The sequence below is a fragment of the Streptomyces sp. 8L genome, from assembly GCF_020176795.1.
GTDB lineage: Bacteria > Actinomycetota > Actinomycetes > Streptomycetales > Streptomycetaceae > Streptomyces.
This window is the reverse complement of record NZ_JAIUKE010000133.1, coordinates 1-13,338: the sequence shown is the minus strand read 5'-3', so window position 1 is coordinate 13,338 and position 13,338 is coordinate 1. Positions and strand designations below refer to the sequence as shown.

At 69.8% G+C, this 13,338-nt stretch carries 13 protein-coding genes; all 13 read left to right on the top strand.

From position 1 onward, the window contains the following. Positions 1-47 precede the first annotated feature (47 nt). Positions 48-1,127, top strand: coding sequence for a peptide chain release factor 1 (gene prfA / locus LCE31_RS13220; RefSeq protein WP_225014419.1), 1,080 nt, complete (start codon positions 48-50; stop codon positions 1,125-1,127). A 199-nt stretch (positions 1,128-1,326) separates the two neighbouring features. After that, entirely contained in the window at positions 1,327-2,166 is an 840-nt protein-coding gene (gene prmC / locus LCE31_RS13215) for a peptide chain release factor N(5)-glutamine methyltransferase (protein ID WP_225014418.1), read from the top strand. Between the two features lie 131 nt (positions 2,167-2,297). After that, positions 2,298-2,945 carry an L-threonylcarbamoyladenylate synthase gene (locus tag LCE31_RS13210; RefSeq protein ID WP_225014416.1) on the top strand — a complete coding sequence of 216 codons (648 nt, stop codon included), beginning with the start codon at positions 2,298-2,300 and terminating at the stop codon, positions 2,943-2,945. Continuing rightward, positions 2,942-3,595, top strand: coding sequence for an arsenate reductase/protein-tyrosine-phosphatase family protein (locus tag LCE31_RS13205; RefSeq protein ID WP_225014415.1), 654 nt, complete (start codon positions 2,942-2,944; stop codon positions 3,593-3,595). The genes LCE31_RS13210 and LCE31_RS13205 overlap by 4 nt, the downstream gene beginning before the upstream one ends. Before the next feature lie 415 nt (positions 3,596-4,010). Then, a complete protein-coding gene (locus LCE31_RS13200; RefSeq protein WP_225014414.1) occupies positions 4,011-5,429 on the top strand; it encodes an MraY family glycosyltransferase in 1,419 nt (472 codons plus the stop codon). A gap of 383 nt (positions 5,430-5,812) precedes the next feature. After that, positions 5,813-6,229, top strand: coding sequence for a hypothetical protein (locus LCE31_RS13195; RefSeq protein WP_225014413.1), 417 nt, complete (start codon positions 5,813-5,815; stop codon positions 6,227-6,229). A 303-nt stretch (positions 6,230-6,532) separates the two neighbouring features. Continuing rightward, positions 6,533-7,339, top strand: coding sequence for a F0F1 ATP synthase subunit A (atpB, locus tag LCE31_RS13190; protein ID WP_225014412.1), 807 nt, complete (start codon positions 6,533-6,535; stop codon positions 7,337-7,339). 83 nt (positions 7,340-7,422) lie between these two features. Then, the gene (gene atpE, locus LCE31_RS13185) at positions 7,423-7,674 is read left to right on the top strand and encodes an ATP synthase F0 subunit C (RefSeq protein WP_225014411.1); all 252 of its coding nucleotides are present in this window, start codon (positions 7,423-7,425) and stop codon (positions 7,672-7,674) included. A 30-nt stretch (positions 7,675-7,704) separates the two neighbouring features. Then, positions 7,705-8,250: a F0F1 ATP synthase subunit B gene (locus LCE31_RS13180; RefSeq protein WP_225014417.1), complete on the top strand. Its 546-nt coding sequence runs from the start codon at positions 7,705-7,707 to the stop codon at positions 8,248-8,250. Beyond that, positions 8,247-9,065 (top strand): F0F1 ATP synthase subunit delta, encoded by an 819-nt coding sequence (locus LCE31_RS13175; RefSeq protein WP_225014410.1) that lies wholly within the window; start codon positions 8,247-8,249, stop codon positions 9,063-9,065. The genes LCE31_RS13180 and LCE31_RS13175 overlap by 4 nt, the downstream gene beginning before the upstream one ends. A 186-nt stretch (positions 9,066-9,251) precedes the next feature. Further along, a complete protein-coding gene (atpA, locus tag LCE31_RS13170) occupies positions 9,252-10,844 on the top strand; it encodes a F0F1 ATP synthase subunit alpha (protein WP_225014409.1) in 1,593 nt (530 codons plus the stop codon). Between the two features lie 20 nt (positions 10,845-10,864). Continuing rightward, positions 10,865-11,782 (top strand): F0F1 ATP synthase subunit gamma, encoded by a 918-nt coding sequence (locus LCE31_RS13165; RefSeq protein WP_225014408.1) that lies wholly within the window; start codon positions 10,865-10,867, stop codon positions 11,780-11,782. A 3-nt stretch (positions 11,783-11,785) separates the two neighbouring features. Continuing rightward, the gene (atpD, locus tag LCE31_RS13160; protein WP_225014407.1) at positions 11,786-13,228 is read left to right on the top strand and encodes a F0F1 ATP synthase subunit beta; all 1,443 of its coding nucleotides are present in this window, start codon (positions 11,786-11,788) and stop codon (positions 13,226-13,228) included. The last annotated feature ends 110 nt before the right edge of the window (positions 13,229-13,338 follow it).

Genomic DNA, 13,338 nt, shown 5'->3' with positions numbered 1-13,338 from the left:
CGGTCCCGCTACCCCCGAAGCACCTTTCACCACCCCAGGAGCCCCCGATGTTCGAGGCGGTCGAGGACCTGGTCGGCGAACACGCCGACCTGGAGAAGAAGCTGGCCGACCCGTCGGTCCACGGCGACCAGGCCAACGCGCGCAGGCTCGGCAAGCGGTACGCCGAACTGACCCCGATCATCGGCGCGTACCGGTCCTGGAAGCAGACCGGCGAGGACATCGAGACGGCCCGCGAACTCGCCGCGGAGGACCCCGATTTCGCCGCGGAGGTCAAGGACCTGGAGCGCGGCCGCGAGGAGCTCACCGAGCGCCTGCGGCTGCTGCTCGTGCCCCGCGACCCCAGCGACGACAAGGACGTCATCCTGGAGGTCAAGGCCGGCGCGGGCGGCGACGAGTCCGCGCTGTTCGCCGGCGACCTGCTGCGCATGTATCTGCGCTACGCGGAGCGCGTCGGCTGGAAGACCGAGATCATCGACTCCACCGAGTCCGAGCTCGGCGGCTACAAGGACGTCCAGGTGGCGGTGAAGACCAAGGGCGGGGGCGGCGCCACCGAGCCGGGGCAGGGCGTCTGGGCCCGGCTGAAGTACGAGGGCGGAGTGCACCGCGTGCAGCGTGTACCCGCCACCGAGTCCCAGGGCCGCATCCACACGTCCGCCGCGGGTGTCCTCGTGACGCCCGAAGCGGAGGACATCGACGTCGAGATCAACCCGAACGACCTCCGCATCGACGTCTACCGCTCCTCGGGCCCCGGCGGGCAGTCCGTCAACACGACCGACTCCGCCGTCCGCATCACGCACCTGCCCACCGGCGTCGTCGCCTCCTGCCAGAACGAGAAGAGCCAGCTCCAGAACAAGGAGCAGGCCCTGCGCATCCTGCGCTCACGGCTGCTGGCCGCCGCCCAGGAGGAGGCCGAGTCCAAGGCCGCCGACGCCCGCCGCAGCCAGGTCCGCACCGTCGACCGCTCGGAGAAGATCCGGACGTACAACTTCCCCGAGAACCGCATTTCGGACCACCGAGTCGGCTTCAAGGCGTACAACTTGGACCAGGTGCTCGACGGCGACCTCGACGCCGTGATCCAGGCCTGCGTGGACGCCGACTCCGCCGCGAAGCTCGCCGCCGCGCAGTAACGGACCGGTGCACTCTCCACCGTGCACCGGCTCGTCACGGGCCGACCGCCGCCGTACGCGGCCCAAGCGGGCACCGCCCCGTCCGCCAAGCAACCATGTGAAGCAGTCCGGAGGAACCAGCGTGCAGCCACCACACGGCGGGCCGACCGGTGGGAACGGCGACCCCGCGGGAAGCCGCCGCGGCCCCGCGCCGCGCAGCCTGCTGCTCGCGGAGGTAGCCCAGGCGACCCGCAGGCTCGCGGACGCGGGCGTCCCCTCGCCGCGCTTCGACGCCGAGGAGCTCGCCGCGTACGTGCACGGGGTCAAGCGCGGCGAACTGCACACGGTGAAGGACTCCGACTTCGACGCCCGCTACTGGGAGACCGTCGCACGCCGCGAGGCCCGCGAACCCCTCCAGCACATCACCGGACGCGTCTTCTTCCGCTACCTGGAGCTCCAGGTCGGCCCCGGCGTCTTCGTACCGCGGCCTGAGACCGAGTCCGTCGTCGGCTGGGCGATAGACGCCGTGCGCGCGATGGACGTCGTCGAACCGGTCGTCGTGGACCTGTGCGCGGGCTCCGGCGCGATCGCGCTCGCCATCGCCCAGGAGGTGCCGCGCTCCACGGTGCACGCGGTGGAGCTGTCCGAGGACGCCCTCGTGTGGACCCGCAAGAACGCCGCGGAGTCCCGCGTCACCGTGCACGCGGGCGACGCGTTCGGCGCGCTGCCCGAGCTGGACGGCCAGGTCGACCTGGTCATCTCCAACCCGCCGTACATCCCGCTCACCGAGTGGGAGTACGTGGCGCCCGAGGCCCGCGACCACGACCCGCAGATGGCGCTGTTCTCCGGGGAGGACGGGCTCGACACCATCCGCGGCATCGAGCGCACCGCGCACCGGCTGCTGCGGCCCGGCGGCCTCGTCGTGATCGAGCACGCCGACACCCAGGGCGGCCAGGTCCCGTGGATCTTCAACGAGGAATCCGGCTGGGCGGACGCGGCGGACCACCCGGACCTCAACAACCGCCCCCGCTTCGCGACCGCCCGCAAGGCACTGCCGTGACGGGCGGGGGGGCAGAATGTGCCCGCGCCCCCGAGGAGCGCCCCGCGCCGCCGCGCGCACCCGCCGGCCGGACGGACCCGCCCGCCGTCCGCGAGGCGACCCCAGCCCGTGAGAAGAAGGAGCCTGTGACCATGGCACGGCGTTACGACACCAATGACGCGACCGACCGCACCACCGGCCTGCGCGAGGCCGCGTCCGCCGTGCGGCGGGGCGAACTCGTGGTGCTGCCCACCGACACCGTGTACGGGATCGGCGCCGACGCCTTCGCCGCGGAGGCGGTCGGGGACCTGCTCGACGCCAAGGGCCGGGGCCGTGCCATGCCCAGCCCCGTGCTGATCGGCTCGCCCAACACGCTCCACGGCCTCGTCACCGACTTCTCCGAGCAGGCGTGGGAACTCGTCGACGCGTTCTGGCCCGGCGCGCTCACCCTCGTCGCCAAGCACCAGCCGTCGCTCCAGTGGGACCTCGGGGAGACCCGGGGCACCGTCGCCGTGCGCATGCCGCTGCACCCCGTCGCCATCGAGCTGCTCACCGAGGTCGGCCCGATGGCCGTCTCCAGCGCCAACCTCAGCGGGCACCCGGCCCCCGAGGACTGCGACGCCGCGCAGAACATGCTCGGCGACTCCGTCTCCGTGTACCTGGACGGCGGGCCCACGCCCGGCATCGTGCCGTCCTCCATCGTCGACGTCACCGGCAAGGTGCCCGTCCTGCTGCGCGCCGGCGCGCTGGACGCCGAGGAACTGCGCAAGGTGGTACCCGACCTCGAGGTGGCCAATTGACCGTCCCTGAGGGACGTGGCATAGCGGACACCGCACAGCGGGGCGAACAGACGTTCCGCATCCTCCACGTCAGCACCGGCAACGTCTGCCGCTCGCCGATCACCGAGCGGCTGAACCGGCATGCCCTGAGCGCGCGCCTCGGGGAGCGGCTCGGCGACGGGCTGATCGTGGAGAGCGCGGGCACCTGGGGGCACGAGGGCGCCCCCATGGAGGCCAACGCGGAGGCGGTCCTCGCCGACTTCGGCGCGGACGCCTCCGGCTTCGTCGGGCGCGAACTGCTCGACGAGCACGTCATCAGGGCCGACCTGGTCCTCACGGCCACCCGCGACCACCGCGCCCAGGTCATCTCCATGGGCCACTCCGCGGGGCTGCGGACGTTCACGCTGAAGGAGTTCACGCGGCTCGTACGGGCCATAGACCCGGCGACGCTGCCCGACCCGCTGGACGAGGGCGTCGTGGAGCGGGCCCGCGCCCTCGTGCGGGCCGCGGCGGCCCTGCGCGGCTGGCTGCTCGCGCCGAACGCCGAGGCCGACGAGGTGTACGACCCGTACGGCGCACCGATCACGCTGTTCCGCTCGATCGGCGACGAGATCAACCAGGCCCTCGACCCGGTGGTCACCGCACTGACGGGCGTCGCGGCCACTCTCTGACCTCCCCGAGCGCCCACCGCCGCCCGCTCCGCGGCTCCCGGGGCCGCACATGGCCCTTGGCCCGCCCCCGAGCGTGCCCGGACGCCTGAGGCGGGCGTGCGCGCCCCCGAGCCCCGGCTGCGCGGCGGACCGCCGCCCTGTGCGGGGCGACCCCGACCGGCGAGGACCGGCGGTGCCCACGGTGCGTCGGGAAGTACGCGATCTTGCGGCACGGTTCCCGCCCTATACTGCGTAATCTCTCGCGCTCCAGGGCGAGGCGGCCCCGGGGCCGGAACGGAACCTTTCCCCGGGCACCTGTGCAACCATCGCCACCATCCGGATCGTCCTTGGCTCTGTGGTGGCCCCGGACAGCTCGGTATCCGGCACCGGTCACGGCGAGGGCTAGGGTGTGGGGCTGATATGGCCAGCGATTCCTGTGGGGCAGCCCGTGCGTGATTACCTGCTGACGCTCTGTGTGACAGCAGCGGTGACCTATCTGCTGACCGGCCCGGTGCGGAAGTTCGCCGTCGCGGTCGGCGCGATGACCGCGATCCGCTCCCGCGACGTCCACCGCGAGCCGACACCGCGCCTCGGCGGCGTGGCGATGTTCGTCGGCCTGTGCGCGGGGCTCCTGGTCGCCGACAACCTGCACAACCTCAACGGGGTCTTCGCACAGTCCAACGAGCCGCGCGCGCTGCTGTCCGGAGCCGCCCTGATCTGGCTGATCGGCGTCCTGGACGACAAGTTCGAGATCGACGCGCTGATCAAGCTCGGCGCGCAGATGATCGCCGCGGGCGTCATGGTCATGCAGGGACTCACGATCCTGTGGCTGCCGATCCCGGGCGTCGGCACCGTCTCGCTGACCCAGTGGCAGTCCACGCTGCTCACCGTCGCCGTCGTCGTGGTCACCATCAACGCCGTGAACTTCGTGGACGGCCTCGACGGCCTCGCCGCCGGCGTCGTGTGCATCGCGGCCGCCGCCTTCTTCCTGCACGCCTACCACCTCTGGTACGGGTACGGCATCGAGGCCGCCGCCCCCGCGACGCTGTTCGCCGCGATCCTGATGGGCATGTGCCTGGGCTTCCTGCCCCACAACATGAGCCCCGCGCGGATCTTCATGGGCGACTCGGGCTCGATGCTCATCGGACTCGTCCTCGCCGCGGGGCCCATCTCGGTGACGGGCCAGGTCGACCCGGACACCCTGAAGCTGTTCGAGGGCGGCACCCGGAGTGCGACCCACGCGGCGCTGCCCGTGTTCATCCCGCTGCTGCTGCCGCTCACGATCATCGCCATCCCGCTCGCCGACCTGCTGCTCGCCGTGGTGCGGCGCGCGTGGAACGGCCAGTCGCCGTTCGCCGCCGACCGGGGCCACCTCCACCACCGGCTGCTGGACATCGGGCACTCCAAGACCCGTGCGGTGCTGATCATGTACTTCTGGTCCGCGCTGATCGCGTTCGGTGTGGTCCTCTACTCGGTCATGTACTCGACGCAGGGCTCGAACTGGGTGCTCCCAGGACTGGTCGCGCTGAGCGCGGTGGGCCTGGTGCTCCTGCTGCTGCCGCGGTTCAAGCCGCGCGTCCCGCGCTGGGCCCAGTCGTTCGTGCCGCCCCGCTACCGGCGCCGGTCCAGACTGCTCGCGTCGGAAGGCGACGAAGCGGGCGAAGCAGGCGAAGCGGATGGAACGGGCGGGACGGGTGCGTCCGAAGGGGCCGCCGGGAGCGCCGCCTTCGGCGCCGGGCCGGAGGGCGCTGCGGCCGGAGAGCCGGCCTCGGTGCCCGCGGGCGTCAACGGCGCGACCGCGCTCGGCGCCAGGTCACGATTCACCGATCGCGGGAAAGCCGGATCAACTCGTTGACTTCTACAAGTACAGATCGGGTAAATTCGGAAATCCCGTCGCATTAGCACAGGGCTGGCTGTGGTGTCCTGCACACGCGAGCGGGGTAACCCTCACGTGTGACGGTCAGCACACGGTAGAGGTAAAGACCTCATCAAATAGTTTGTGATACCGTTCACTACCAGGTGAGGGGACGCCGAAAGGCCTTGGCAGGACAGGCTCTTCGGCCAGAGTGCACCCGAGGCGCGGTAGCGCCAGGGAGCTAACCTCTGTTCGACGTCGGAGAGTCGACGAGTCGCCGTCTTCCACCGTCTGCACACCCACCCCCAAGTCCCGCTGGAGCTGTCCTCATGCAGTCCAACGACGCCCGGATTCTCCGGGGTTCAGCGATCATCGCTGCCCCCGTGGGAGTTGTAGCCACCGTTGTGAGCGCCATCGTCGCCGGTGAGAAGGGCCTGATCGGCGGACTTGTGGCGGTCGCCGTCGTCGCCGTCTTCTTCGGCCTCGGCACCGCCGCCCTGATGCGCATCACCCGGGACAGCCCGCAGGTGGCCATGACGGCGGGACTCCTCGTCTACGCGGTGCAGATCCTGCTCATCGGCGTCTTCATCGTCGTCTTCCAGAACACAACGCTCTTCAACTCGCGCGCCTTCGCCCTGACACTGCTGGCGACGGCACTGTCCTGGGTCGGCGGACAGGTCAAGCAGAGCCTCACCGCCAAGATGCTCTACGTCGACACCGAAGCGACCTTCCCCGCCAAGTCCGGTGCCGGCAAGGGGGCCGGGCGCGCGTCGAAGGCGAAGACCTACGATGCGGCATAAGGGCGGCGTGAAGAGGGCAGATCGCAATCTGCTATCGTCCGGAATCGCTTCCGGCTGCGGGGGCCGTGCCCTGCCCACGGGCGGAACGGAACACACTCCTGACGGCCTGCGGCATCCCCGAGTTGACTTGGCTGACGGCTGTGGCGGCAGCGAGGCACCGGGGCTGCCCGGTCCTCGGCCGATACTTCCAGTGGATCGCGGCGGCACCGCCACACCACATTCCCAGTGCCGAACCGCGGCTCCAGCAGCCGCGCTGACACGCAAGGTTGCCGTTTCCCATGCATCACGACGAAGGAGTCACGGGTGAGTGCCCACACGCTGCTCGCTGAGAGCGGATGCCACCTCTTCACCGGATGTGGCTTCCCTGCGCCGGGCCTCAACTCGTTCGACTTCAAGCCCTTCCTGACAATCGGCGGTATCGCCTTCACGAAGTCGATGCTTCTGTCGGTCATCTGCATGGTGATCGTCGTGGGCTTCTTCTGGCTGGCCTTCAGGAAGCCGAAGCTCGTTCCGGGCAAGATGCAGCTGATCGGCGAGATCGGCTACAACTTCATCGCGCGCAGCATCGCCCGAGAGGTGATCGGCAAGGAGGGCGCCAAGTACGTGCCCTTCCTGACGTCGATCTTCTTCTTCGTCTGGATCATGAACATCATGTCGGTGATCCCGCTGGCACAGTTCCCGGCCACCTCGCGGTTCGCGTACCCCGTCGTGCTCGCCGCGTGCGTGTGGCTCACGTACATGTTCCTGACGTTCAAGAAGAACGGCTTCCGGGGAGGCGTCAAGAACCTCGTCTGGATCGACGGCCTTCCCTCGTTCATCGTGCCCCTGGTCGTGCTCCTGGAGTTCATCCAGAACGTGATCACCCGCCCGTTCACGCTGGCGGTCCGGCTCTGGGCCAACATGTTCGCCGGCCACATGCTGATCGTGATGTTCAGCGCCGCGAGCTGGTACCTGCTCACGCCGTCGATCATGTCCGCGGTCGCCGGTGGCTCGTTCATCCTGGCCGCCGGAATGACCGCCTTCGAGGTCCTGATCCAGTTCCTCCAGGCGTATATCTTCACGCTCCTCACCTCGATCTACATCCAGGGAGCGCTCCAGGAGGGTCACTGACCCCCCTGGGCTGCCACGCCTCACCATCCGACTTCCGCTGGGAAGCCCCCCAGTGGACCCGCACACATAAGGAAGACAGGAAGATGTCTGCCGAGCTTGTCAACCTCGCCGCCAACTCCATCTCGATCAAGGGCAACCTGGGCGCCGTCGCGTACGGCCTCGCCGCCATCGGCCCCGGTGTCGGTATCGGTGTCGTCTTCGGCCACTCGATCGAGGCCATGGCCCGCCAGCCCGAGGCCATGCCGGTGATCCGTACCAACATGTTCCTCGGCTTCGCCCTCTGTGAGGTCCTGGCGCTGCTGGGCCTGGTCGCCCCCTTCATTTTCGCGGCCTGATAGCCGGACCCGACGAAAGGTTCAGACATGATGACCTTCCTGGCCGCTGAGGGGGCCCAGAACCCGCTCATTCCGGACACGACGGAACTTGTCGTCGGCATCCTCTGTTTCCTGATCGTCTTCGGTTTCCTCGGTAAGAAGCTCCTGCCGAACATCCAGAAGACGCTGGAGGAGCGGCACGACGCGATCGAGGGCGGCCTGGAGCGCGCGGCCGAGGCGCAGGCCGAGGCCAACCAGACCCTTGAGCAGTACAAGGCACAGCTGGCCGAGGCCAGGCACGAGGCCGCGCGGCTGCGTCAGGAGGCGACCGAGCAGGGCGCCACCATCATCCAGCAGATGCGCGAAGAGGGGCAGCGGCAGCGCGAGGAGATCGTCGCCGCCGGTCACACCCAGATCGACGCGGACCGCAAGGCCGCCGCGGTCGCGCTGCGCCAGGACGTGGGCAAGCTCGCCACCGAACTGGCCGGCAAGCTCGTCGGCGAGTCCCTCGAGGACCACGCCCGGCAGAGCCGCACCATCGACCGCTTCCTCGACCAGCTGGAGAGCAACGCCGCGAACGCGGAGGCCACGCGATGAACGGCGCGAGCCGCGAGGCGCTGTCGTCCGCGCGCGAGCGTCTCGACGCACTGACCGACAACGCGTCGGTCGACGCGGCGAGGCTGGCCGAGGACCTGGCCGCCGTCACGTCGCTGCTCCACCGCGAGACGTCGCTTCGCCGGGTCCTGACCGACCCGGTCCAGAGCGAGGAGGCCAAGGCCCAGCTCGCGGGACGGCTGCTCGACGGGCAGGTCCAGGGCAGCGCGATCGACCTCGTCTCCGGCATGGTCCGGTCGCGCTGGTCCCAGTCGCGCGACCTGGTCGACGCCCTGGAGGAGCTCGCCGCGACCGCGGACCTCACCGCGGCCCAGCGCGCGGGCCGGCTGGACAACGTCGAGGACGAGCTGTTCCGCTTCGGGCGGATCGTCGAGTCCGACACCGGCCTGCGGGCCGCGCTCACCGACAAGGCGGCGCCGGCCTCCTCCAAGGCCGCCCTCCTGGCCGCGCTCCTCGGCTCCCGGGCCGAAGCGGTCACGGAACGGCTCGTCACGCGACTCGTGACACAGCCCCGTGGTCGTAGCCTGGAAGACGGGCTCAGGTCCCTGTCGGGGCTCGCGGCGGCGCGCCGGGACCGGATGGTCGCCGTGGTCACCTCGGCGGTCCCGCTCACCGACGCGCAGCAGCAGCGGCTCGGCACCGTGCTGGCCAGGATCTACGGCCGGCAGATGCACCTGAACCTCGACGTGGACCCCGAGGTCCTCGGCGGGATCTCGGTCCGCATCGGTGACGAGATCATCGACGGCACGATCCAGGAGCGCCTCGACGAGGCGAACCGGCAGCTCGGCGGTCGCTGACGGCACCAACGCCGGCGGCCACGCGCCGCGGGCGGCACAACACAGCAGGACGTGACGGCACGAGTACGTGGCGCCACGGCAGAACAGCGGCCCGGTTGGGCCGTGCAGCAACTGCGGAAGATTCCTGGGGGTCGCCCCCAGACCCCAAAGAAACTTCGGGCCCAACAAGGAGAGCAGGGAACCCAGATGGCGGAGCTCACGATCCGGCCGGAGGAGATCCGGGACGCGCTGGAGAACTTTGTCCAGTCGTACCAGCCGGACGCGGCCTCGCGCGAGGAGGTCGGTACGGTCAGCGTGGCCGGCGACGGCATCGCCCGGGTGGAGGGACTGCCCTCCGCCATGGCGAACGAGCTGCTGAAGTTCGAGGACGGCACCCTCGGTCTCGCCCTCAACCTCGAGGAGCGCGAGATCGGCGCGATCGTTCTCGGCGAGTTCGACGGCATCGAGGAGGGCCAGCCCGTCACCCGTACCGGAGAGGTCCTCTCCGTGGCGGTCGGCGACGGCTACCTCGGTCGCGTGGTCGACCCGCTCGGCGCCCCGATCGACGGCCTCGGCGACATCGAGACCGAGGGCCGGCGCGCCCTGGAGCTCCAGGCTCCCGGCGTCATGGTCCGCAAGTCGGTGCACGAGCCGATGCAGACCGGCTACAAGGCCGTCGACTCGATGGTCCCGATCGGCCGCGGCCAGCGCCAGCTGATCATCGGCGACCGCGGCACCGGCAAGACGGCGCTCGCCGTCGACACGATCATCAACCAGCGCGACAACTGGCGCTCGGGCGACGTGAACAAGCAGGTCCGCTGCATCTACGTCGCCATCGGCCAGAAGGGCTCCACCATCGCGTCCGTGCGCGGTGCCCTGGAGGAGTCCGGCGCGCTGGAGTACACGACGATCGTCGCGGCCCCCGCGTCCGACCCGGCCGGCTTCAAGTACCTGGCCCCGTACACCGGTTCGGCCATCGGCCAGCACTGGATGTACCAGGGCAAGCACGTCCTCATCATCTTCGACGACCTCTCCAAGCAGGCCGACGCGTACCGCGCCGTCTCGCTGCTGCTGCGCCGCCCGCCGGGCCGCGAGGCCTACCCCGGCGACGTCTTCTACCTGCACTCCCGTCTCCTGGAGCGCTGCGCGAAGCTCTCCGACGACATGGGCGCGGGCTCGATGACCGGTCTGCCGATCGTCGAGACGAAGGCCAACGACGTCTCGGCGTTCATCCCGACCAACGTCATCTCCATCACCGACGGCCAGTGCTTCCTGGAGTCCGACCTGTTCAACGCCGGCCAGCGGCCCGCGCTGAACGTCGGTATCTCGGTCTCCCGCGTCGGCGGCTCCGCCCAGCACAAGGCGATGCGCCAGGTCTCCGGCCGACTGCGCGTGGACCTCGCCCAGTACCGCGAGCTGGAGGCGTTCGCGTCCTTCGGCTCCGACCTGGACGCGGCCTCCAAGGCGCAGATGGAGCGCGGCAAGCGCATGGTCGAGCTGCTGAAGCAGCCGCAGTACAAGCCGATGCCCGTCGAGGAGCAGGTCGTCTCCATCTGGTCCGGCGGCGCCGGCAAGCTGGACGACGTGCCCGTCGAGGACATCCGCCGCTTCGAGTCGGAGCTGCACGAGCACCTGCGCCGCGAGCGCAAGGAGCTGCTGACCAGCATCGCCGAGGGCGCCAAGATGTCCGACGACACCATCACCGCGCTCGGTGACGCCGTCGACAGCTTCAAGCGCCAGTTCGAGACGTCGGACGGCAAGCTGCTCGGCGACGAAGCCCCGGCCGACGCGGCCAAGTGACGACGGAAGGGACCTGACTCATGGGAGCGCAGCTCCGGGTCTACAAGCGTCGCATCAAATCCGTCACCGCGACCAAGAAGATCACCAAGGCGATGGAGATGATCGCGGCCTCGCGGATCATCAAGGCGCAGCGCCAGGTGGCGGCGTCCACGCCGTACGCGGCGGAGCTGACGCGCGCCGTCACGGCCGTGGCGACGGGGTCGAACGCCGAGCACCCGCTGACGACCGAGGCGGCGTCGCCGACCCGTGCCGCGCTGCTGCTCATCACGAGCGACCGCGGTCTCGCCGGCGGCTACTCCGCCAACGTCATCAAGGCGGCGGAGCGGCTCACCGAGCAGCTCCGCGGCGAGGGCAAGGAGGTCGACAGCTACATCGTCGGCCGCAAGGGCGTCGCCTACTACGGCTTCCGCGAGCGCCCGGTCGTGGAGTCGTGGGGCGGGTTCACCGACAACCCCACGTACGCGGACGCGAAGACCGTCGCGGCCCCGCTGATCGCGGCGGTGCAGCAGGACACGGCCGAGGGCGGTGTGGACGAACTCCACATCGTGTTCACCGAGTTCGAGTCCATGCTGACGCAGACCCCGGTCGCGCCCCGACTGCTGCCGCTGCGGCTTGAGGACGACCCGTCCGGCGAGGACGCCGGGAAGTCCGAGGTGCTGCCGCTCTTCGAGTTCGAGCCGTCGGCCGAGGGCGTCCTCGACGCCCTGCTGCCGCGCTATGTGGAGAGCCGCATCTACAACGCGCTCCTCCAGGCCGCGGCCTCCAAGCACGCGGCCACGCGCCGCGCGATGAAGGCGGCGACCGACAACGCCGGCGAGCTGATCAAGACGCTCGGACGGCTTGCCAACGCGGCCCGACAGGCCGAAATCACCCAGGAAATCAGCGAGATCGTCGGTGGCTCCAGTGCTCTGGCCGACGCGAACGCGGGGAGTGAATGAGTAATGACGACCACTGCTGAGGCGCCGACCACCACGGGCCGCGTCGCCCGGGTCATCGGCCCGGTCGTCGACGTGGAGTTCCCCGTCGACGCGATGCCGGACATCTACAACGCCCTGACGGTCGAGGTCGACGACCCGGCCGAGGCGGGCAAGCGCAAGACGCTGACCCTTGAGGTCGCCCAGCACCTGGGTGACGGTGTCGTCCGCGCCATCTCCATGCAGCCCACCGACGGCCTGGTCCGCCAGGCCCCGGTGAGCGACACCGGCGAGGGCATCACCGTGCCCGTCGGCGACGTCACCAAGGGCCGCGTGTTCAACACCCTCGGCCAGGTGCTCAACGACCCGAGCGCCGAGTCCGAGATCACCGAGCGCTGGTCCATCCACCGCAAGGCGCCGAACTTCGACCAGCTCGAGTCGAAGACCGAGATGTTCGAGACCGGCATCAAGGTCATCGACCTGCTGACCCCGTACGTCAAGGGCGGCAAGATCGGCCTGTTCGGCGGCGCCGGCGTGGGCAAGACGGTGCTCATCCAGGAGATGATCTACCGCGTCGCCAACAACCACGACGGTGTGTCGGTGTTCGCCGGTGTCGGTGAGCGCACCCGTGAGGGCAACGACCTCATCGAGGAGATGACGGACTCCGGCGTCATCGACAAGACCGCGCTGGTCTTCGGCCAGATGGACGAGCCGCCGGGCACGCGTCTGCGCGTCGCCCTGGCCGGTCTGACCATGGCGGAGTACTTCCGCGATGTGCAGAGCCAGGACGTGCTGTTCTTCATCGACAACATCTTCCGGTTCACGCAGGCCGGTTCCGAGGTCTCCACTCTGCTCGGCCGTATGCCCTCCGCGGTGGGCTACCAGCCGAACCTGGCGGACGAGATGGGCCTCCTCCAGGAGCGCATCACCTCGACGCGCGGCCACTCGATCACCTCGATGCAGGCGATCTACGTGCCCGCCGACGACCTCACCGACCCGGCCCCCGCGACGACGTTCGCGCACCTCGACGCGACGACGACGCTCTCCCGGCCGATCTCGGAGAAGGGCATCTACCCGGCGGTGGACCCGCTGGACTCGACGTCCCGCATCCTGGACCCGCGCTACATCACGCAGGAGCACTACGACACGGCCAGCCGCGTCAAGGCGATCCTGCAGAAGTACAAGGACCTCCAGGACATCATCGCCATCCTCGGCATGGACGAGCTCGGCGAGGACGACAAGCTCACGGTCTACCGGGCCCGCCGTGTCGAGCGCTTCCTGTCGCAGAACACGCACGTCGCCAAGCAGTTCACCGGCGTCGACGGCTCGGACGTGTCCCTCGACGAGTCGATCGCGGCCTTCAACGCGATCTGCGACGGCGAGTACGACCACTTCCCCGAGCAGGCGTTCTTCATGTGCGGCGGCATCGAGGACCTGAAGAAGAACGCGAAGGAGCTCGGCGTCTCCTGACGCTCCGGGCCCCGGGAACGCGCGGCGGGGCGGGGGGGGGGCCCCCGGGGGGGCCCCCCCCCCCCCCCCCCCCCCCCCCCCCCCCCCAAAAAAAAAAAACACCCCCCCCT